General features: G+C 62.6%; 20 protein-coding genes. 11 read left to right on the top strand and 9 right to left on the bottom strand.

Features of this window, described 5'->3' with window-relative positions; all coding sequences use genetic code 11:
- Positions 1-10 precede the first annotated feature (10 nt).
- Complete coding sequence (locus CLU93_RS24700; protein WP_099763747.1) at positions 11-1516, bottom strand: DASS family sodium-coupled anion symporter; 1506 nt, start codon at positions 1514-1516, stop codon at positions 11-13.
- A gap of 288 nt (positions 1517-1804) precedes the next feature.
- Here CLU93_RS24700 and lodA point away from each other — a divergent pair, with 288 nt between their 5' ends.
- The 3 genes from lodA to CLU93_RS24685 all read left to right on the top strand — a co-directional run bounded on the left by lodA (position 1805) and on the right by CLU93_RS24685 (position 6146).
- Positions 1805-4015 carry a CTQ-dependent lysine 6-oxidase LodA gene (gene lodA, locus CLU93_RS24695; RefSeq protein WP_099763746.1) on the top strand — a complete coding sequence of 737 codons (2211 nt, stop codon included), beginning with the start codon at positions 1805-1807 and terminating at the stop codon, positions 4013-4015.
- Between the two features lie 14 nt (positions 4016-4029).
- On the top strand, positions 4030-5127 hold the full coding sequence (locus CLU93_RS24690; RefSeq protein ID WP_143451806.1) for a tryptophan 7-halogenase: 1098 nt from the start codon (positions 4030-4032) through the stop codon (positions 5125-5127).
- A 245-nt stretch (positions 5128-5372) separates the two neighbouring features.
- Positions 5373-6146, top strand: a complete 774-nt coding sequence (locus CLU93_RS24685; protein ID WP_096235479.1) for a ferredoxin--NADP reductase — start codon at positions 5373-5375, stop codon at positions 6144-6146.
- A gap of 70 nt (positions 6147-6216) precedes the next feature.
- On the opposite strand, the gene CLU93_RS24680 is transcribed toward CLU93_RS24685, so the two are convergent.
- Positions 6217-7842, bottom strand: a complete 1626-nt coding sequence (locus CLU93_RS24680; RefSeq protein ID WP_099763744.1) for a phosphoethanolamine transferase — start codon at positions 7840-7842, stop codon at positions 6217-6219.
- Between the two features lie 199 nt (positions 7843-8041).
- Here CLU93_RS24680 and CLU93_RS24675 point away from each other — a divergent pair, with 199 nt between their 5' ends.
- Positions 8042-8623 carry a type 1 glutamine amidotransferase family protein gene (locus tag CLU93_RS24675; protein ID WP_099763743.1) on the top strand — a complete coding sequence of 194 codons (582 nt, stop codon included), beginning with the start codon at positions 8042-8044 and terminating at the stop codon, positions 8621-8623.
- On the opposite strand, the gene CLU93_RS24670 is transcribed toward CLU93_RS24675, so the two are convergent.
- The 3 genes from CLU93_RS24670 to CLU93_RS24660 form a co-directional block, all read right to left on the bottom strand.
- A complete protein-coding gene (locus tag CLU93_RS24670; protein ID WP_218968358.1) occupies positions 8620-10086 on the bottom strand; it encodes a serine hydrolase domain-containing protein in 1467 nt (488 codons plus the stop codon). The two genes, CLU93_RS24675 and CLU93_RS24670, sit on opposite strands and share 4 nt — an antisense overlap.
- Positions 10087-10171: 85 nt before the next feature.
- Positions 10172-10501 carry an immunity protein Imm33 domain-containing protein gene (locus CLU93_RS24665; RefSeq protein WP_099763741.1) on the bottom strand — a complete coding sequence of 110 codons (330 nt, stop codon included), beginning with the start codon at positions 10499-10501 and terminating at the stop codon, positions 10172-10174.
- Positions 10502-10507: 6 nt separating this feature from the next.
- Entirely contained in the window at positions 10508-10888 is a 381-nt protein-coding gene (locus CLU93_RS24660; RefSeq protein WP_099763740.1) for a hypothetical protein, read from the bottom strand.
- 95 nt (positions 10889-10983) lie between these two features.
- Between CLU93_RS24660 and CLU93_RS24655 the strand changes: the two genes are divergently transcribed.
- Together CLU93_RS24655 and CLU93_RS24650 are read left to right on the top strand one after the other, a co-directional pair.
- Positions 10984-11385, top strand: coding sequence for a GFA family protein (locus CLU93_RS24655; RefSeq protein WP_099763739.1), 402 nt, complete (start codon positions 10984-10986; stop codon positions 11383-11385).
- A gap of 112 nt (positions 11386-11497) precedes the next feature.
- Entirely contained in the window at positions 11498-11746 is a 249-nt protein-coding gene (locus CLU93_RS24650; RefSeq protein ID WP_099763738.1) for a DUF3297 family protein, read from the top strand.
- A gap of 60 nt (positions 11747-11806) precedes the next feature.
- Here CLU93_RS24650 and CLU93_RS24645 read toward each other — a convergent pair whose 3' ends face one another.
- Genes CLU93_RS24645 through CLU93_RS24630 form a run of 4 tightly spaced genes read right to left on the bottom strand, consistent with a single transcriptional unit; the run spans position 11807 to position 15154 of the window.
- Entirely contained in the window at positions 11807-12469 is a 663-nt protein-coding gene (locus tag CLU93_RS24645; RefSeq protein ID WP_099763737.1) for a hypothetical protein, read from the bottom strand.
- The gene (locus CLU93_RS24640; RefSeq protein WP_218968357.1) at positions 12466-13359 is read right to left on the bottom strand and encodes a hypothetical protein; all 894 of its coding nucleotides are present in this window, start codon (positions 13357-13359) and stop codon (positions 12466-12468) included. Before CLU93_RS24640 ends, CLU93_RS24645 begins: the two co-directional genes overlap by 4 nt.
- 42 nt (positions 13360-13401) lie before the next feature.
- The gene (locus CLU93_RS24635) at positions 13402-14220 is read right to left on the bottom strand and encodes a glutaminyl-peptide cyclotransferase (RefSeq protein ID WP_218968356.1); all 819 of its coding nucleotides are present in this window, start codon (positions 14218-14220) and stop codon (positions 13402-13404) included.
- A 25-nt stretch (positions 14221-14245) separates the two neighbouring features.
- Positions 14246-15154 (bottom strand): LysR family transcriptional regulator, encoded by a 909-nt coding sequence (locus CLU93_RS24630; RefSeq protein ID WP_099763736.1) that lies wholly within the window; start codon positions 15152-15154, stop codon positions 14246-14248.
- Positions 15155-15257: 103 nt separating this feature from the next.
- Here CLU93_RS24630 and CLU93_RS24625 point away from each other — a divergent pair, with 103 nt between their 5' ends.
- The 5 genes from CLU93_RS24625 (at position 15258) to CLU93_RS24605 (ending at position 19613) form a co-directional block, all read left to right on the top strand.
- Positions 15258-15716, top strand: a complete 459-nt coding sequence (locus CLU93_RS24625; RefSeq protein ID WP_099763735.1) for a CidA/LrgA family protein — start codon at positions 15258-15260, stop codon at positions 15714-15716.
- Positions 15713-16402: an LrgB family protein gene (locus CLU93_RS24620; protein ID WP_099763734.1), complete on the top strand. Its 690-nt coding sequence runs from the start codon at positions 15713-15715 to the stop codon at positions 16400-16402. Before CLU93_RS24625 ends, CLU93_RS24620 begins: the two co-directional genes overlap by 4 nt.
- A gap of 66 nt (positions 16403-16468) precedes the next feature.
- Complete coding sequence (gene mnmH, locus CLU93_RS24615) at positions 16469-17548, top strand: tRNA 2-selenouridine(34) synthase MnmH (RefSeq protein ID WP_099763733.1); 1080 nt, start codon at positions 16469-16471, stop codon at positions 17546-17548.
- A gap of 104 nt (positions 17549-17652) precedes the next feature.
- On the top strand, positions 17653-18717 hold the full coding sequence (gene selD, locus CLU93_RS24610; protein ID WP_099763732.1) for a selenide, water dikinase SelD: 1065 nt from the start codon (positions 17653-17655) through the stop codon (positions 18715-18717).
- A 26-nt stretch (positions 18718-18743) separates the two neighbouring features.
- Complete coding sequence (locus tag CLU93_RS24605; protein ID WP_099764586.1) at positions 18744-19613, top strand: putative selenate ABC transporter substrate-binding protein; 870 nt, start codon at positions 18744-18746, stop codon at positions 19611-19613.
- The last annotated feature ends 37 nt before the right edge of the window (positions 19614-19650 follow it).

Raw genomic sequence — 19650 nt, 5'->3', positions numbered from 1 at the left:
GCCTTGCCACTTACCAGTAACCGAGCACCTTCCACCAGGTCGTGCCGACGACGGCGAAGATCAGCAGTTCCACCACGCACATGATGAAGCCGACTCTCCACCAGTTGCCCATCGTCACGAAACCGCTGCCGAAGATGATGGGCGAGGTGCCCGTGGCGTAGTGGGTCAGGGTCATCATGATGGCCGAACCGGCCGTCATCATCAGCATGAACGGTACGTGGTATTGGGCGGGAATCAGGTGCAGGCCCACCGTCAGGAAGGCCAGCAGCATGGCGCTGATGTGGGCCGTCGTGCTGGCAAAGAAGTAATGTGAAAAGACGAACACCAGCACCAGCACGCCGGCGATCGGCAGCCAGTCCATGCCGCTGGCGACGATGGCCGCCTTCATGCCGGCCGAAAACCAGGCGATCACGCCCGTCTTGTTCAACTGCTCGGCCATCATGACCAGCGCGCCGAACCACACCAAAGTGTCCCAGGCGCTCTTCTCGGACAGCACGTCGTCCCAGTCGATGGTGCCGGTAATGATCAGCACGAACAAGCCGACGAAGGCCACCACCGTCGCATCGAGCGAAAACGCGGGGCCGAACAGCATGGCAGGCACGTTGGCCCACAGCAACAGCAGCAGGGCAAACGTGCCCAGCATGACTTTTTCCGACGGCGACAGCGGGCCCATGCTTTTCAATTCCGCCTTGGCGTAGGTGACGGCGTCGGGCGTGACTTTCAGTTCCGGCGGCGACAGCCAGTAGATAATCAGCGGCATCACCAACAGGCAGACCAGGCCCGGCAGCAGCATGCACAGGGCCCAGGTGGTCCACGTCAGGTGGAAACTCTGGCCGCTGGCCTTGGCCACGAAATCGACCACCAGCGGATTGGGCGCCGTGGCCGTGAGGAACATGGCCGACGTAATCGGGTTGGCGTGGTAGTTGACGAGGGCCAGATACGTGCCCACTTTACCTTCCGTGCCCTTGGCAGGGTCCGAATCGAAGGCGTTGGCGATCGATTTCATGACGGGGTGGACGATGCCGCCGCCGCGCGCGGTGTTGCTCGGCGTAAATGGCGCCAGCACCAGTTCGCAAATCGCCAGGCCATAGCCGATGCCCATGGTGCGCTTGCCCAGCAGGGAAATGAACAGCAGGCCGATGCGGCTGCCCAGCCCCGTCTTTTTCAGGCCGCGCGATATCAGAATCGCCACGACGATCAGCCAGATCAACGGATTCGAAAAACTGCTGAGCGCATCCGTGATGGCGCCCTTGGACGAGGTCGACGTCACTTGCGACAAGGACACGATAACGATCGCCATCATGGCCATCACGCCGATCGGCATGACTTTCAGGATGATCGCCAGAATCGTGGTGAGGAAGATCGCCACCAGGCCCCAGGCCTTCGGCGTCAAGCCATCTGGCGCCGGCAGCAATAGCATGCTTACCAGCAAGGCCGTGCAAATCAGGGCGGGGACGAGACGGAATGGGACGGCTTCCTTGAAATGCAGGAACATGTCGCGCACTGTTTTATACATAGGTTTTCCTTTACTGGACAGGCATCCTGGCGGGCAGTGGCGCCCGCGCGGATTGGTGATAGTTCTTTTTAGCAACATCATACAACCTCATACGCCGGTGCCCTGCTCCATTACGCCAGCGCGGGCCGGTAAATTCCAGAATCGTTGACTTGCGCGGCATCACATGGCCGGAATATATTCGCAGCAAGTGACAATAGGTGACTTTTTTGTTAATTTTTCTCTGTATCTTTCCCAGTAGCTGCCGCCAGATATGCCACCAGGATTGCCAACCTTTCAGGGGAAAACTTGATGAATAGCACGGAACAGTACTCGATACACCCATCGATCGGCATTGCCCGCGTGGGCAACAGCCATGATTCGTTCTACCTGGCGCCGGAAGCGATCGGCGGGCTGCCGATCGAAGCGGACAGCAACAACGATCCGCAACTGGTCGATGGCAAGCCGGTCCGCGTGACCCAATTCAAGGATGCGGCCGGCCGCGTGCGGCGCCAGGCCGCCAGCTTTCGCATTTACAAGTCGGTGGCGGGCCGTCCCGGCGAAAAAGTCCTGGTCGACTTGCAAGACCCGAGCATTGCCAGGATCGAGTGGACAGTGCACGTGGCGAACAAGAAGGCAGCGTGGTGGAACTTCATTCCCCTGCTGGGCGACCTGATGTTTGGCCCTTACAACAGCTATGAAACCTGGGAAAACACCCCGCCAGCCTGGAATCTGACACCCACGTCCTGGACCAATCTGCGCAATGGCGATGTGACGGGCGAGGCGGCCCGGCAAAAACTGATCGTCGACCCGGGACCGCGCACCCTGGACGCGCCGCTGGGCAAGGCCCATTTCGACAAGGATGGCGCCGGTTCCTATGCGCACGTGTCCTTCCCCGATCCGCAGGCCATCACGCAAGGCTATCCCGTGCGTACCCTCGGTGAAATGCGTACGGATTCGCGCGGCAACCTGCTGGTGATCGGCGCCTATGGCCGCGCCGGCGGCTCAGAAAGCATCACGGGCTTTGGCGGTGGCGACACGTGGAATGACGATGTGGCCGACGGCCCCGTCAGCGCCACCATCCATTTCAAGGATGGCAGCCCGTCCGTGGAACTGACAGCGTGGGTCGTCATCGGCTCGCCGAAGTTCGCGCCCGAACTGGTGAACATTTCCACCTGGGATGACGTCGTGGCCGACATGGCCATCAAATACAAGAACGCGCTGCCCGAAGCCTACGACACGGCCCGCTGGAGCGGCAGCGATGGCTGGAATCCCGACTATGTCGTCAATTACGCGCAGGACATCGCGCCATTCCTTGCCAGGATAGGCGATTACCAGTGGGTGGCGACGGTGCCCTCGATGACGGCCTTCATCCGCCCCAACTTCGACGTGGCCGATGCATCGGAAGCGAACCGGCCGCAGCGCGAAAAATTCTTCAGCTACTTCAGGAAGCCGTCGGCCATCCGCCCCGGCACGCAGGATCAGGCGCCCGGATTCACGGGCGGCCAGGGCGGCCAATTGTTCAGTGAAGCCAGCACGGAGAACCCCGGCGCGGGCATACCCCTCGTGCCCCTGAATTCGGGCAGCAATTCCGTGCGCAACAACGTCATCAGCAAGTTTTCCGTGCTGACGGATACGCAATATTTTGCTTTGCAGCAATGGGCTGCCGGCAAATTCGCCGCCGATGCGCCGGGCCTGGCCTTGCCCGGCATCGACCCGCTCGACCAGGCGGCCATCGGCAATTGCGTTGGCGAACCCATGTGCCCCGGCATCGAAGTGACGTGGAGCGTGCGCAATCCCATCATCTACGCGAAAGCGTACGCCATCCTGCACCGCGTGGATGCCGACTACGCAAAAAATGGCCTCTCGCCGGGCCGCGACGAGTGCGAACCGCTGGACTGGAACGACCCGACCGTCGGCACCGGCTGCGAACCGGGCGACCTGACCAAGCGCATGGCCATCCCGTGGCAGGCCGACTTCTATGACTGCTCCGTGCAGATGATCAACTTCGATAATCCGGACCTGGTCAAGAATCCCGACACGCTCATCCCCGTGCCCCCCACCTACTACGCCTACTGGTGGCCGCCGCAAAGCCCGTGGAACGTGATCAATGGCGCCACCACCAAGGAAGAACAGGCGCTCGCGGGCGTGCCGGCCGGCATGCAGGTGATGTACAGCCGCGGCATGAACAGTTTTTCGCAGATGATCAGCTCCTGGCACTACCTGGGTTTCATCGTGAACCAGAACCACGATGCCGAGTCGGGTCGCCAGTACCCGTATTTTGTCGAGAAGGAGCGCAATCACGCCAAGTTCGTGGCCGCCAGTGTCGGTGTCGGCAATGCCAGCAGTTTCATCACGGGCGACGATTCGAACTACCTGCCCGCGTGGTTCCTCAAGGACGAGGATCCGCAGACGGCGCCCGAGAAGGCATCGCAGCTGTTTGCCACCGGCGGCGCGCAAGTGGCCGTGCATGACGCGCCGAAGAAAATCCAGCCTGCCAACCGGCGCCGGTTTTCCCATTGAGTATCGCGCCAGCCATGTCGTCATCGCGCGACTACGACGTCGTCATTGTCGGCGGTGGTGCCGCCGGCACTGCCGCCGCCCTGACCCTGGCCCGCTACACGGGCTTGCACGTCGCCTTGCTGGAAAAGCAGCTGTTCGACGATTACCGGGCTGGCGAAACGGTATCGTCGTCCATCTTTTCGATGCTCGATTTTCTGGGCGTTGGGCGCGACCTGCTGGACGGCGCCCAGCTGCCCGCGTTTTCCCACGCGGCCGCGTGGGGCAGCGCCGAGCTGATGTCGCGCGACGCCGTCTTCAGCAGCCACGGCCACGGCTTGCACCTGGACCGCAGGCGGTATGACGCCATCCTGCTTGAGCAGGCGCGGCTGGCGGGCGTGGCGCTGCTGCGTCCCGCGCAACTGGTGCAGCTCGAACACGGCGCCCCGTGGCGTCTGCGCGTGGCGAGCGAGGAGCAGGAAACGGACCTGACGGCCCGCTACCTGATCGATTGCAGCGGCAAGCAGGCGGCCATCGTGCGCCAGCGCAAACGCCCCATCCACACGGAAGACTCGCTGGTGGCGCTGTACGCCTATTATCAGCTGGCAGAGCCGCAATTCCTGCCGCACCGCACCCTGGTGGAAACGACGCGGCACGGCTGGTATTACGCGGCGCCCCTGCCGGGCGAGCGCGTGGCGCTGGCCTTCATCACGGATGCCGACATCCTCAAGCGCCTGCGGTTGAAGGAGCCGGCGCCCTGGCGCGCGGCCGCCGCAGACACCTCGCACGTGCGCGATATCGTGGCGCGCCTGCCAGCGCCAAGCGCCCTGCGCCACTACGCCATCCACAGCCGGGTGGCGTCGCTGCCGGCCGATGAAAACTGGACGGCGGCGGGCGATGCGGCCGCCTGCTTCGACCCGATCTCCTCGCTGGGCATCGGCCAGGCCATGGCGTCGGGCATCCATGCGGCGCGCGTGGCGGAGGCGTTCCTGGCCGGCGACCGGGACATGGCGGCGGGCTACCGGCGCAGCGTCTTCGCCGCGTTTGAAACCTATCTGCAGATGCGGCGCGGCTTCTACGGCGCCGAGCAGCGCTGGCGTGATGCCCCGTTCTGGCAGCGCCGGGCCACCTCCTGACGCCCCCGGCAAAAAACTGAGCCAGGTCAAGAGTCCGCATGCCCACAGCCCGTTTCCGGGCGAATTTCAGCCCCGCCTTGCCATTCGCACTATAATGTCGGCACCGCATGCGGCAGCAATGGCGGCGATAGACGGTAACAATTTCGTGTGGACGCCAGTACAATAGCGTCTGGGCCTACACAGGGTTTCACTTTTGCCAGCAGTTGCCAGCAACTAACCATTTTTTTGACCAGCCAACAAATACTATGAGTTCGATGAATGAAGAGCGCGTTTTAAGCGTGCACCACTGGACGGATACCCTGTTCTCCTTTACCACCACGCGCGACCCGTCGCTGCGTTTCTCGAATGGCCACTTCACCATGATCGGCCTGCGCGTCGATGGCAAGCCATTGCTGCGCGCCTACAGTATCGCCAGCGCGAATTACGAAGAGCACCTGGAATTTTTCAGCATCAAGGTGCCGGGCGGTCCATTGACATCGCGTTTGCAACATTTGCAAGTGGGCGACACCGTCATCGTCGGCCGCAAGCCGACGGGCACCCTGGTGTCCGACTACCTGCTGCCAGGCAAGCGCCTGTACATGCTGTCGACGGGCACGGGCCTGGCGCCATTCCTCAGCATCGTGCGCGATCCGGACATCTACGAGCGTTTCGACCAGCTGATCCTCGTGCACGGCGTGCGCCAGGTCGACGAACTGGCCTACCGCGAGCTGCTGGAAGAGCACCTGCCGAAGCATGAATTCCTGGGCGAAATGGTCAGCGACAAGCTGCGCTACTACCCGACCGTGACGCGCGAAGATTTCCGCAACATGGGCCGCATCACGGCACTGATCGAGAACGGCAAACTGGCCGCAGACCTGGGCTTGCCAGAGCTGAACCCGGCCGAAGACCGCGTCATGATCTGCGGCAGCTCGGACATGCTGCGTGACCTGAAGGAAATGCTGGAAGCGCGTGGCTTCAAGGAAGGCAATACCTCGACGCCTGGCGATTTCGTTGTCGAGCGCGCGTTCGCCGAGAAGTAATCCGCAGCAAATTCGCAGCAAATACAGGGGCCCGGCCCCGCCGCTTCCCGCGGCGGCGCCGGGCTTTTTTTTATTGGCGGCTGCGCTGGTATTGCAAGCCATTCATGAAGCGCTGCACGGGCTGAAAGGCGCCGCTGAGGATATCGTCATGCGCCGCGTAATAGCGCGTCTCGATCTTCAGCAAGCCCAGCACGGTCGCATCGAGCTTGTCCGTCTGGTACGGCCGGCTTTCCAGCGCGGCGCGCGCGGCCCCCGATTGCGGCGCTTGCTGGTTGTTCCAGATCAACATGGGAATTTCATAGCCGCTCTTGTCGGAGGCGGAATGGCCCGCGTGATTGCGGCTGTAGCCCACTTCCTGACCATGGTCGGAGACGAACAGCAGCGAGGCGGCGCGCCCGGCCTTGGCTGTATCGGCCATGCCGATCAGGGTGCCCAGCACGTAATCGCCATAGCGGATGGCGTTATCGTACTCATCGCGCTGATGGCGTATCCAGCTGGACCTGCCCTGCCTGGCCATCTGCGCGCTGACGGCATCCTGCACCTGGTCGAAATGCGCAAAACGGCTGGGATAGCGCATGTCATAGCTGGGATGGGCGCCCAGCAAATGCACGACGATGAGCTTTTTCGGCGCCGTATCGGCCAGCGCGTGGGCGAACGGCTGGAACAGGTTGCCGTCGAAATTGTTTTCGCCGCGGCCAGTACCGTAGTTGATGAAGTCGCTTTCATCGGCCTGGCCCGCCAGCAGGCCGATCCAGCCGTCATTGCGCGTCTGGTTCGAGACCCAGAACGTCTTGTAGCCGGCCGCCTCGGCCAGCATCAGCAAATTCGGCTTGGACATCCACGCATCGGGGTTGCCGATATCGGCCGGCGTGAGCATCGTCATCATCGATTCCACCGTGCTGGACGCGGGCGAAATCACATCATTGAACACCAGCAATTTTGCACGCATGGCATCGAGCCGGGGCGTGGTGGCGCGCGGGTAGCCGTACAGCGACATCGAGGCGCGATTGGTGCTCTCGCCGATCACCAGGATGACGGTGCGCGCATCCTCGCCCGCATAGCGCACATGCCAGTCGCGCGGCGCGGCCATGGCCGCCGTCAGCGCCTGCTGCATGGATTTCATCGCGTCCAGCTGCGCACTGTACTGCTGGTAGCGCAGCGGCCAGAACAGGGCTGGATTTTCGCGCCGCATGGTGGTGTTGACGTGCAGCAGCACGAGAAAGACGGCCATGCTGACGGCAAAGCATTTTTGCGCCAGGCCCGGCGCGCGACTGGCGCGCGCCGCTTGCCGGCGCAACAGCTGGCGGTCGGCCAGCAGCACCGCCGCCGTCACGAGGACAAACCAGCCCGCCGCTTGCGCCAGGGCGATGCTGTTGTGCAGGAAAAATTCTCCCGTCTCGGCTTGATCTGTCGCAAACATGGCCTGCAAAACGGCATTCGGATTGGGCCGCATGCCAAAATAGTCACGCAAGAAGCCCTTGATGGCAGCGTCGAGGTAAAACACGGGCACCACGATGCGCAGCAGCACGGTGACCGCGCTGGCACGCCAGGCGTGCAGCATGCCGCCCACGCCCAGCAGAAAGGCCGCCAGCAAGACGCACAATTTCAGGCATTCGTTCGCACTTAACTGATCGAAGAGGAAGAACAGCAACAGGCCAGCAATGCTGAGCAGGACACGGCAAAACAGAATCAGCATGGGGGCGACAGGGAGTAAGTATTGAACAGGGGCAAGCCCGCGCGAACGGGCCAGCGATTGTAGCGTAGTCGCTTGCTGTTTGTACCATCATTTCACGTGCGCTCCTGACAGAAATTGTCAGTACTTTTTATTATGCTTTCGGCACCAGCAGGCTAGCCAGCCTGTAACATTGATATATCCACCTGCGACAGGACTTTTCATGACACGTGCCATCACCATACTGACCGAGAACTTTGCCGATTGGGAAACCGCCCTGATCAATTCCACGGCGCGCCTGTATTACGGCTTTTACACCCAGTTCGCCACGCCGGGCGGCCTGCCAGTCACCTCGTCCGGTGGCATGCTGGTCACGCCGCAACTGGCACTGGAAGAGATTGTGCTCGATGAACTCGATTTGCTGATGGTGTGTGGCGGCAGCCACTGGCAAAGCGGCAAGGCGCCCGACCTGGGCCCCTTGCTGCGCGCCGCCCGCGACAAGGGCGTGGTGTTGGCCGGCATTTGCGACGGCACCCGCGTGCTGGCGCAGGCAGGCGTGCTCGATAACGTGCGCCATACGTCCAACAGTGCGGACAACCTGGTGCAAACGGGCTATGCGGGCGCGGCCCTGTACCAGGACGTACCGTGGGCCGTGGCCGATCAGCGCATCGTTACGGCACCGGGCACGGCGCCCGTCAGTTTTACGCGGGAAGTGCTGCGCAGCCTGGGCATTGACGACGACAACCTGACGGCCTACCTGGCCATGCACGGGGCCGAGCACGGCCAGGCGGCAGCGGCGCGTTAATCGGCGCCCAGCGCTCGCAGGCGCGCCACGGCGTGCGTGTTGCCCGGGTCCAGCTCCAGCGAACGGCGGTAATGCGTGACGGCCAGCGCCGTGGCGCCATCGGCCTCGTACGCTTCGGCCAGGCTGTCGTGGCCATTCGCCCCTTGCGGATACAGTTGCACGCCCAGCTGGAAAACGGCGAGCGCCTGTTTCGGCTGCTGCCGGCCCAGCAGGCGGTAGCCCCAGGCATTCAAGTCGCCTTCGGTGGGCGCAGACAGCCCATGCTGGCGCCGGATGGCCGCCAGTTTCTTGTCCAGCCCGTCGAAACCAGCGCTGGCCGCCTGCTGGCGCAGCAGGTGCGCGGCATACGCGCCGCCGCGCTGCTGGCGCAGGGCGGGAATATAGAAGCCGGCGACGGTATCGATCAGCTGTTCCGGCTGGCCACCGGCCAGGTTGCTGAGGATGATGACGGCCAGGCCATCATCCGGATACACATAAAAGGCTGAGCGGGCGCCGCCGATGCCGGCCACGGCGCGGTGAGCATCGCGGCCGATGCTGGGCCAGCCCAGCGCCCACGGCGCCGGCTTGCCGTCATTCAAGCTGGTCGGCTGCCACAGCCGTGCCAGGCTGGCTGGCGTCAGCAAGCGCCCGGACTGCAGTGCGATGAGCCAGTTCGCCAGTTCACCCGCATTGCTGTTGATGCCGGCGCCCGCGCGCATGAACACGGGAAAGTCTTCGATCACGTTGCGGTAGCCGTTGCCGCCCCGGTTCAGCACGTAGGAACTGGCCTTATTGGCGACCACATCCTTCGCATCGCCAAAGCCGCTGTGCGGCATGCCCGCCACGTCAAACTGCCGGCGCTGGATGAAGGTCATAAAGGGTTGGCCGCCTTGCCGTTCGATCAATTGCGCCAGCAACACGTAATTGGTCTGGTTGTAGCGGAAGCGTTCACCTGGTTTTGCCTCCACCGGCAGCGCCTGCACGGCTGTCCACGCCGCATCGGCGTCGTCCGGCTGCGGCCCTGCCAGCTTGCCGCTGCGCTGGTCCAGCACATCGGGCAAGCCCGAAGTATGGTTGAGCAATTGCGTCACCGTCACGGCTTGCCAGGATGAAGGCAAGCCCGCCAGGTACTGGCCAATGGGTGCGGCCAGGTCGATCTTGCCCTGCTGCACCAATTGCATCACGGCCACGCCGGCAAATGCTTTCGTTGCCGAATTGATGGAAAACAGGCTGGCGTCCGTCACGGGTACCTGATACTGCAAGCTGGCCAGGCCGAAATTGCGTTTCAGCACGACCTTGCCACCCTGGATCACCGCCAGTTGCAGTCCTGGAATCTGGCGCTCCCGCATTTCGCTGCGCACAAAGGCGGCAATCTCCTGTGCCGCGTGCGATGCCTGCGATGGGCTGGCAGGGGCGGCCATGACACCAGCGGGGATGGCGGCTAGCGCCATGACGAGCAGGACGGACGGCAGGCGTGCCTTCACTATGCGGCTTTCGACAATTGAAAACAGAATCGCAGCATCCCATACCTATTTATCAACGTCAATGACAATCTTGCCGGTAAGAAAGCTAGTCTGCCAGCCACACGTCTTCATAGCCTTCGCGGTCGAGAATGAATTTGGCGCCGCTGGGCAAGGCCAGGTAATCGACCACTTGCGGCAGCATGTCTTGCAGGTGTTCCGCATGCAGTGGCTGATAGAAGCCGCTGGCGTCGTCGTGTACACCGCAGTGGATGAACCAGCTGATGGTGCCGTTTTCCGGCAGCACGATGCGCGTGCCGTAGATGGGCGATTGGTCCAGGCTGCCGATGGCCAGGGCCACCATGGGCTCGGGCGCCTGCGCCGGCAAGCCGAATTTGTCGCAGATGCGCTGCTGTGTTTTGCTGATCAGTTGAGTCATGGTGTTTCAGGATCCGATGTATTGGTAATGCAGGCGCAGCGCGCCATCGTCGCTGCACATTTCCAGGTGCAAGATCGCTTCGCCCGGCTTGCCATCGGCCAGCAACAGGCATTCCAGACCCAGCGGCCCGCAATCGGTGGCATACACATCGACGGCGGGACGGCCACCCTTGCCCGGCACAAAGGCCTCGGCCAGCGGCGCCAGGGACAGCGCCTGGTGCACCGCAAAATAGCTGCCGAGCATCTCGATGATCTCGTCGGCCACGCCCGGCGACAGCGACCAGTCGCGTTGCAGCGCAAGCCGATCGCGCAGGTCGAGCGTGTGCACGAAGGCCGCCGCCTGTGCATAGGCCTGTTGCCGCAGGCTGTCGGTCATGCGCATGTCCATGCTGCGACTCCTCTCTCTTGAACAGGCGCCATTATAGTGCGCCTCGCCATGCCGGCAGTTGATGACAGTACGGCAACCCTGTAAAGTGGGCTACGATGAAAAAAACCTACCATGGCAGTTGCCACTGCGGCGCAGTGCGCTTCGCGGCCGAGATCGACCTGGCGGCCCCGAGTTTGCGCTGCAATTGTTCCTATTGCCTGAAAATCCGCTGCTGGGCCAGCCTGGTGCCGCCCACGGCTTTCCGCCTGCTGGCCGGAGAAGCGGACTTGAGCGAATACCGCTTCGGTGCCGGCCGCGAGCGCCATTATTTTTGCCGCCATTGCGGCGTGCGTCCATTTGGACGCGGCGATTCAGCGCGCAGCGGGCCGTTTGTCGGCATCGGCGTGAACTGCCTCGACGATGCGTCAGTGGCCGAGCTGGCCCAGGTGCCCGTCACCTTTGTCGATGGCTGGCATGACGCGTGGCACACGCCGCCGCAGGAAACGCGGCATTTGTAAGGGCAGAAGGACGGCAGGGAAAGGAGATACGGGGGGCGCCATGTCGCGGGCGGCCAGATAAGCATGCACTCCCCCGTTGTCTGGATCGGCATTCTGGGCGATAATTACGCCCATGAACGATACCACCACCTTACCCCCATTGCCCGATCGCCTGTCGATCGACCCCAGCAGCCCTTACCACGTTGCAGCCGTGTTCGAAAACGACGTCGGCATCCGCTTCAACGACAAGGAACGTCTTGACGTGGAAGAATATTGCATCAGCGAACGCTGGATCAAGGTCGCTTCCACCAAGTCGCTGGACCGCCGCGGCCGTCCGCTGCAGATCAAGCTGAATGGCAAAGTCGAAGCGTTTTACCGCTAAGCAACACATTGTCATCGAGGCCGATAGTCATCGGCCTTTTTTTACGTCTGCGGGTATTGCTCAGCCCCGTGCCGGTCCAGCGGCCGGCGGCGGCTGGAAGGCGCAAAAGCCGGGCCACTGGTCGCGGCTGTCGCACACTTTCAGGCAACCTTTGTTTTCCTTGAAGGTGGCGACGACCTTGATGGGGAAGCCATATTTGGGCGTACTGGCCAGGAAGGCGGACGGGCAGCTTTGCTCGTTGCTGAAACGGAAAGTGATTTCTTCGCGGCGACCCTTGCGCTCAAAGCTCAGCATGAAGGTTTCATTGCTGTTCCACTGCGCCTTGCCTGGTACGCGGAAACGGTAGCGGGGGCTGCCCTGTTGCTGACCCTCAAGTTTCTGCCCGAAGACGCGGCTGCTGGCCGTGGCCGTCTCGACCTTGGCGACCGGATACACCACGGCAAACATGTAGGTGCCGGCAAAACCCTGGTCGAAACCGAGGCCCTTCTGGTAGAACGGCACGACGATATGCGGCGCGCCCGCGTATTCCACCGTGTTGCGGGCCGTCACGCGCGACGTCAGCTTGTCATCGGGCGCCTGCCCGAAGACCACGTCCAGTTCCAGCAACGCTTGTTGCTTGTCGATATCTTGCGCCAGATAATCCTTGGGAAACATTTCGCCGTGCACGCAGCCGGCCAGCAAGGACGCGGCGAGGCAGCCGGCGATAAGTTTAGGTAGTGTCATGGCTGTTTTCCCTCTGGCGGCGTTGAACTGAGGCCCAGCCCCGTCACTTGCAAGCCATTCTTGCCTTGCTTCCATTGAAATTGCTGGCCGAACCAGGCCAGTTCCAGCTCGCGCCGGATGCGGTTCGAATCCGTGCGGCCCTGGCGCGCCTTGATGGCGGCGCCCGCCTGTTCGGAAGCGGCCTCCGACAACGGTTTCAGCCACCGTTGATAGGTGTCGGGCGGCAAGGCCAGGACCCCGGCCACGCCGTCGTCGCGCGTGGCGACGATGACCTGCAACTTGGTCAGTTTCCTGGCGAGATAGGCGCCGCGCCGCCCGTCGGGCGAGACGGAGACCAGCATGGCGGGCGCGTAATCGCCAGTGACGGTATCCGGCATGTCAAACCACAGCAGCTCGCCCGTGCCCGTATCGAGCGCGCGGCCGTCGCGGGGAAACAGCAGCACCTCGGGGCTGCCCGGCTGCGGCACGCCCCATTCGGGGTCGCGCTCCGTGCGCACCATGCTGTCGCGCTGCATGGGACTGATGGGGCGCATCAGCGGTTCGCCGTTCTGCACGCCGATCAATATCGTGCCCTGCCCCGTATAGCCCTTGGTAAACGCCAGCAGCATGGGCTGGCCCTCGCGCGTGGCCTTGATCGGCCGCACTTCCACCACTTCGCGCGCGCCGCCGGGCCAGTAGCCGTGCTTGCGAAAAGTCAAGGTAACGAGCGGGTCGTGGCGGTCACGCGTGACGACAAAGTCGCCGTATTGCTGCATCACCGGCACGTAGGGTGTTTGCGCCTGCGCGGCAGGCCAGATGGCGGCAAGCACGCTGGCGGCGGCCGCCAGGCGGCATAAAGAGAGGGACAGCATGGCATCCTGTGTGGGGCGCACTGGGCGAAGGATACGCATGATAGACGATTCCTCGTCAGCAACACTGTCCAATTGAACACATCAACGGCGCTGGATTTCGATCAGTTCGATCTCGAACAGCTTGGGCCACAGCTTGCCCGTGACAAACAAGCGCTTGCCCCGTGCATCCCAGGCGATGCCGTTGAGCACGGCATCGGGATTGGCCGTGCCCCGCTGTTCCGGCGGCAGCAAGCCCGTCAGGTCGATCCAGCCCACGACCTTGCCGCTGGCCGGGTCGATGCGGGCGATCGCATCCGCGCCCCACACATTGGCGAACAGCTCGCCGTTGACCATTTCCAGTTCATTCAGGCGGTCGATGGGGCGGCCTTCCGCCTTCACCTCGAAGCGGCGCACTTCCTTCAGGGTTTGCGGATTGAGCACGCGGATGGCAGAAGTGCCATCGCTCATGTAGACAAATTTAGCATCGCTGGCCAGCCCCCAGCCTTCGCCCTGGTAGCTGAAGGTGCGTTTCAGTTTGAACGTCTTCTGGTCGAAGACATAGCCGGTCTGCGACATCCACGTCAGGCCCAGGATCTCATCGCCCACGTCCGTGATGCCTTCGCCGAACACTTTTTTGTCGAGCATGCTTTTCTGCAAGACCTTACCCGTCGTCAATTCCACCTTGCGCAAGGAGGACTGGCCATTCTGGCCCGTGCTTTCATACAGGTGGCCATCCTTGAACAGCAAGCCCTGGGTGAACGCCTGGGGATCGTGCGGGTAGGTATTCTTGACGAAGTATCCATACACAGGAAGCGCGGCCTGGGCGTAGCCCATTTCGCTCATCAGGCCCACGGTGCATAACAATCCCAGCAGCAGCGAGCCTGCCGTGCGTTTCAGTCTGGTTTTACCTGTGTTCTTCATATGCTTGGCGGTGGTTGGCGAGCGCCTATTGTAAACGGGCCGCGTCCGCCATGCGCGCCCTGACGAGGTCCAGCCAGGCACGTGCCGCGAACGACAGCCGCCCGCCACGGCGCCAGGCCAGCATCAGATTCCACTCCACGGGCGGGCCGGCCAGGGGAATCACGGCAAATTGCGCGGCATCCAGCGTGTCGCAATACATCTTTGGCAGCAGGCAGATGCCCACGCCCAGCCGCACCAGCGAGGCGATGAAATCCCACTGGCCGCTGCGGCCCGTGATGCGCGGCGCAAAACCGGCCCGCTGGCAGGCATCGAGCACGATGTCATTCAAGGCGAAGGCGGCGCCGTAGAAAATGAAGGGGCTGTCGGCCAGCTCGGCCAGGGCCACGCAAGCGCGCCCCTGCCACGGCGAGCCGGGCGCGGCCAGCAGGCACAGCGGTGAACGCACCAGGGGCAAAGCCTCGAAATCCTGCCAGGTGGCCGCATTGCCCGGATAGTCGAGCATGGTACCCAGTTCCACCGTGCCCGTGCGCAAGTCGCGCTCGATCGCCTGCGTGCCGCTTTCATACATTTTCAGTTCGATACCCGGATAGCGCTGGTGGTATTCGGCCAGCCACGGCGCCAGCGTGGAATGGGTTTGCGGCGACACGCCGACGCGCAGCTCCCCCCGCTCCAGATGTTGCAAGTCGCGCAATTCGACCTTCAGTTCCGCGTGCAGGGCCAGCAAGGTATGCGCGCGCGACAGCACCACCTTGCCCGCGTCCGTCAGCGTAAAACGTTTACCGGCGCGGTCCAGCAAGGCCAGATCCAGCGACTGTTCCAATTGCTGGATCATCTTGCTGACGGTGGGCTGCGTCACGTGCAGCCTGGCGGCCGCGCGCGTAAAGCTGTTCTGTTCGACCACTTCGACGAAGTAGCGCAGGGAGCGGATATCCATGATGCATTCCAATCTCGAATGATAATCATGAGTTTAAGTCATTTTATCTTTTGATGTGGGGTCACTACAATGAAAACTTCCCCCAGCCGTTTGAAAGCCTGCCGTGAAAGCCTTGCACTGTTCCACCGCCGCCCTGCCCTCCATCCCCGTCTGGCGCCAGCCCGCGCAGACCGCATGGCAAGTGGGCGTACTGATCGCCGCCTGGTGGCTGGCCGACGAGGCCGCTTCCGCCCTGCACTTGCCGTTTTCCGGCGGCGTGGTGGGCCTGTTCGTGCTGGTGGCCCTGCTGCTGTCGGGCTGGGTGCGTCCGACCACCATCGAACTGGGCGCGAACTGGCTGCTGGCCAACATGTTGCTGTTCTTCATACCGCTGGTGGTGTCCGTGGTGCAATTTACGCAACTATTGAAATCGCAAGGTCTGATGCTGTTCGTCAATATCGGCCTCGGTTTTGCCAGCGTGATGCTGGCCACGGCGTTGACGGTGGAATGGGTGTGCCGTTATGAACGCAAGTTGCGTCTGAATAAGCTGCTGCGCCAGCGCGCAGCCAGGGCGGCAGCATGAGCACCCTGGTCCTGTCCCTGCTGTTTTTGCTGCTGACCCTGGTCTTGTTCTACGCCAACCAGGCCTTACACCGCCGCCACCCGCATTTCTTGCTGACGCCCGCCATCTGCACCTCGGCGATACTGATCATCATCGTGCAGGCCACCTCGACGCCGTTCGCCACGTATTTCGGCGAGACGCGCTGGCTGCCGTGGCTGCTGGGGCCGGCCACCATTGCCTTCGCGCTGCCCATCTTCCAGGAGCGCAAGCTGATCCGCAAGCACTGGTTGGCCTTGTCGCTGGGCAGCTGCGCCGGCATCGTCGCCTCCGTGGCCGCCACCCTGCTGCTGGACCGGCTATTTGGCGTGCACGGCGACATGGCGCGCAGCCTGCTGGCGCGATCCGTCTCGACGCCGTTCGCGCTGGAAGCGTCGCGCCACATGGGCGGCTCGGCCCAGCTGACGGGCATCTTCGTGGTGATGACGGGCTTGTTCGGCTTGATGCTCGGTAAACCGCTATTAAAACTGCTGCCCTTGCGCATGCGCATCGCCCGTGGCGCCCCGTATGGCGCGGCCGCGCACGGCTTTGGCCTGTCCGTGGCGCGCCGGGTCGGCACGGAAGAAGGCGCCGTGGCCAGCCTGACGATGATTTTTTCGGGCATCGTCACGGTGCTGCTGGCGCCGCTGCTGGGGCATCTGCTGGGCTAAACCGCCACGCCAGTGACGTTTATCGGGGATAATACGCCTTTCCCTCTTGCCAGCACCCGTGCCCCGATGAAATACCCTGCAGTCCTGCCTTTCAGCGACATCCTGCCCCGCTTGCATGAGTTCGATGCCATCATCGACGTGCGCAGCCCGTCCGAGTTCGCGGAAGACCATTTGCCGGGCGCTATCAACCTGCCCGTGCTGGACGACGAACAGCGCGTGCGCGTCGGCACCTTGTATAAACAGACGAGCGCCTTCGAAGCGAAGAAACTGGGCGCGGCGCTAATCGCGAAAAATATCGCGCGGCATATCGAAGACGGTTTTATCGCGCATCCGCACTCCTGGTCGCCGCTCGTCTACTGCTGGCGTGGCGGCAACCGCAGCGGCGCCATGGCGCACATCCTGGCACGCATCGGCTGGCCCGTCACGCAGCTCGACGGCGGCTACAAGGATTACCGGCGCCATGTGAATGCCGAGCTGGCCACCCTGCCCGAGCGTTTCGACTTCATCAACGTGCTGTGCGGCCCCACGGGCAGCGGCAAGAGCCGCCTGTTGCAAGTGCTGGACCGACAAGGCGCGCAAGTGATCGACCTGGAAGATCTGGCGGCCCACCGCGGCTCCGTGCTGGGCGGCTTGCCGGACGCGCACCAGCCCTCGCAAAAGGCGTTTGAAAGCGCGCTGTGGCAGCAGTTGCGCCATTTCGACCCGCAACTGCCCGTCTTCATTGAGTCCGAAAGCAAGAAAGTGGGCCGCCTGCGCGTGCCCGACGCGCTGATGGAAAAGATGCGCGCCGCCGATTGCACCGATGTGCGCCTGGACATTGGGGAGCGCGTGCAATTGCTGATGCAGGACTATGCGCATTTCGTCGGCGACCCAGCGCGCCTGAACGTGCAACTGGCCCTGTTGACGCAGCTGCATGGTAAGGAGAAAATTGCCCACTGGCAGCAGCTGGCCACGGCGGGCCACATGGCCGAGCTGGTGGAAGAGCTGCTGGTCCAGCATTACGACCCCGTTTACCGGCAATCGATCGCCCGCAACTTCAGCCGCTACGCCCAGGCGACGCCGCTGGTCTTGCCCGATATTTCAGAACATGCCTTTGAGCAAGCCGCGCGCGCATTATGTGCTATCGTCGGAGACGGAAAGCAATGAACCCAAAGACAGAATACCGGGGTCGGACCCTGAGGGTCCGACCCCAGATTTTGCGTTTGGGGTAAAAATGATCATAGCAGTACACAACATCAGCAGGAACTCCCATGTCAGATAGCGCAGTAACACCAAATACCCCCATCCGATTGACCGAATTTGCCCATGGCGGCGGCTGCGGATGCAAAATTGCGCCCGGCGTGCTGGCCGACATTTTAAAGGGCAGCGGCGGATTTCCCCTGCCGAAAGAATTGCTGGTCGGCATAGAAACCTCGGATGACGCGGCCGTCTACCAGCTCAACGACGAGCAGGCGCTGATCGCCACGACGGATTTCTTCATGCCCATCGTCGACGACCCGTTCGATTTTGGCCGCATCGCCGCCACCAACGCCATTTCCGACGTGTACGCCATGGGCGGCACGCCCATCATGGCGCTGGCCCTGGTCGGCATGCCGATCAACAAGCTGCCGGTGGAAACCATCGGCCTCATCTTGAAAGGCGGCGAAACCATCTGCGCCCAGGCCGGCATCCCCATCGCAGGCGGCCACACCATCGATTCCGTCGAACCGATCTACGGCCTGGTCGTGCTGGGCCTGGTGCACCCTTCGCAAGTGAAACGCAACGCAGGCGCGCGCGCCGGCGACAAACTGGTATTGGGCAAGCCGATCGGCGTGGGCATCCTGTCGGCCGCGCTGAAGAAAAATGCACTCGACGCGGATGGCTACGCATCATTGATCGACAACACCACCAAATTGAATACCCCGGGCAAGAAACTGGCCCTGCTCGACGGCGTGCATGCGCTGACGGACGTGACGGGCTTCGGCTTGCTGGGCCACACGCTGGAACTGGCGCGCGGCGCCAAGTTGCAGGCGCGCATCGCCATGAGCGAGGTGCCGCTGCTGCCGCAAGTGCAGCAACTGGCGCAAAACGGCAACATCACGGGTGCTTCCGGCCGCAACTGGCAGGGATATGGCGCGCAAGTGGCGCTGGCCGACAGCCTGAGCGCCATCGACAAAGCGATCCTGACGGACCCGCAAACGGCCGGCCCCCTGCTGGTGGCCTGTGCACCGGAAGCCGTCGAGCAAGTGCTGGCGATTTTCCGCGCCGAAGGCTTTGGCGACGCCGTCGTCATCGGCGAGATGCAGGATGGCAGTACCGGGGTTTCCGTATATTAATGAACAATTTTTTCAAAGGCACTCCCATGATCACGTTCTCCAACAAATTCCCCGCCATCCTGGCCACCGTCGCCGCCACCCTGGCCATCCACAGCGGCCTGGCGCAGGCACAGCAAGTGTTGCGCGTGTCCGCCATTCCCGACGAAGCGCCGACGGAATTGCAGCGCAAGTTCAAGCCGCTGGGCAGCTACCTGGAAAAAAAGCTGGGCATGAAGGTGGAATTTACGCCCGTCACCGATTACGCGGCCTCCGTGGAAGGCTTGATCAATAACAAGCTCGACATGGTCTGGTTCGGCGGTTTCACTTTCGTGCAAGCCAATGTGCGCAGCGGCGGCAAGATCGTGCCACTGGTGCAGCGCGAGGAAGACACGAAGTTCCGCTCCGTGTTCGTCACCACCAGCAAGGACATCAATCAATTGTCCGACCTGAAGGGCAAGAATTTCACGTTCGGTTCGGAATCGTCGACCTCCGGCCACTTGATGCCACGCTACTACTTGCTGGCCGCCAAGATCAACCCGGATACCGACATGAAGCGCATCGCGTTTTCCGGCGCGCATGACGCCACCGTGGCGGCAGTGGCTGGCGGCAAGGTCGATGCGGGCACCTTGAATATTTCCGTGTGGGAAAAACTGGTCGAAGCGAAAAAGGTCGATCCCAGCAAGGTGCGCGTGTTCTACACGACGCCTGGCTACTACGATTACAACTGGAGCGTGCGCGCCGACATGAATCCCGTCGTGCGCAAGAAGCTGACGGACGCCTTCCTGGCGCTGGACCCGTCCACGCCGGAAGGCAAGGAAATCCTGGACTTGCAGCGCGCCACGAAGTTCATCCCGACCAAGGCCGAGAACTACAAGGATATCGAAGCGGCAGCGCGCGATGCGAAGTTGTTGAAGTAGACCCAACGCCAAAATCCGGGGTCGGACCCTCAGGGTC

Source organism: Janthinobacterium sp. 35 (genome assembly GCF_002754575.1).
GTDB lineage: Bacteria > Pseudomonadota > Gammaproteobacteria > Burkholderiales > Burkholderiaceae_D > Janthinobacterium > Janthinobacterium tructae.
This window is presented reverse-complemented; position numbering and strand designations above follow the sequence as displayed.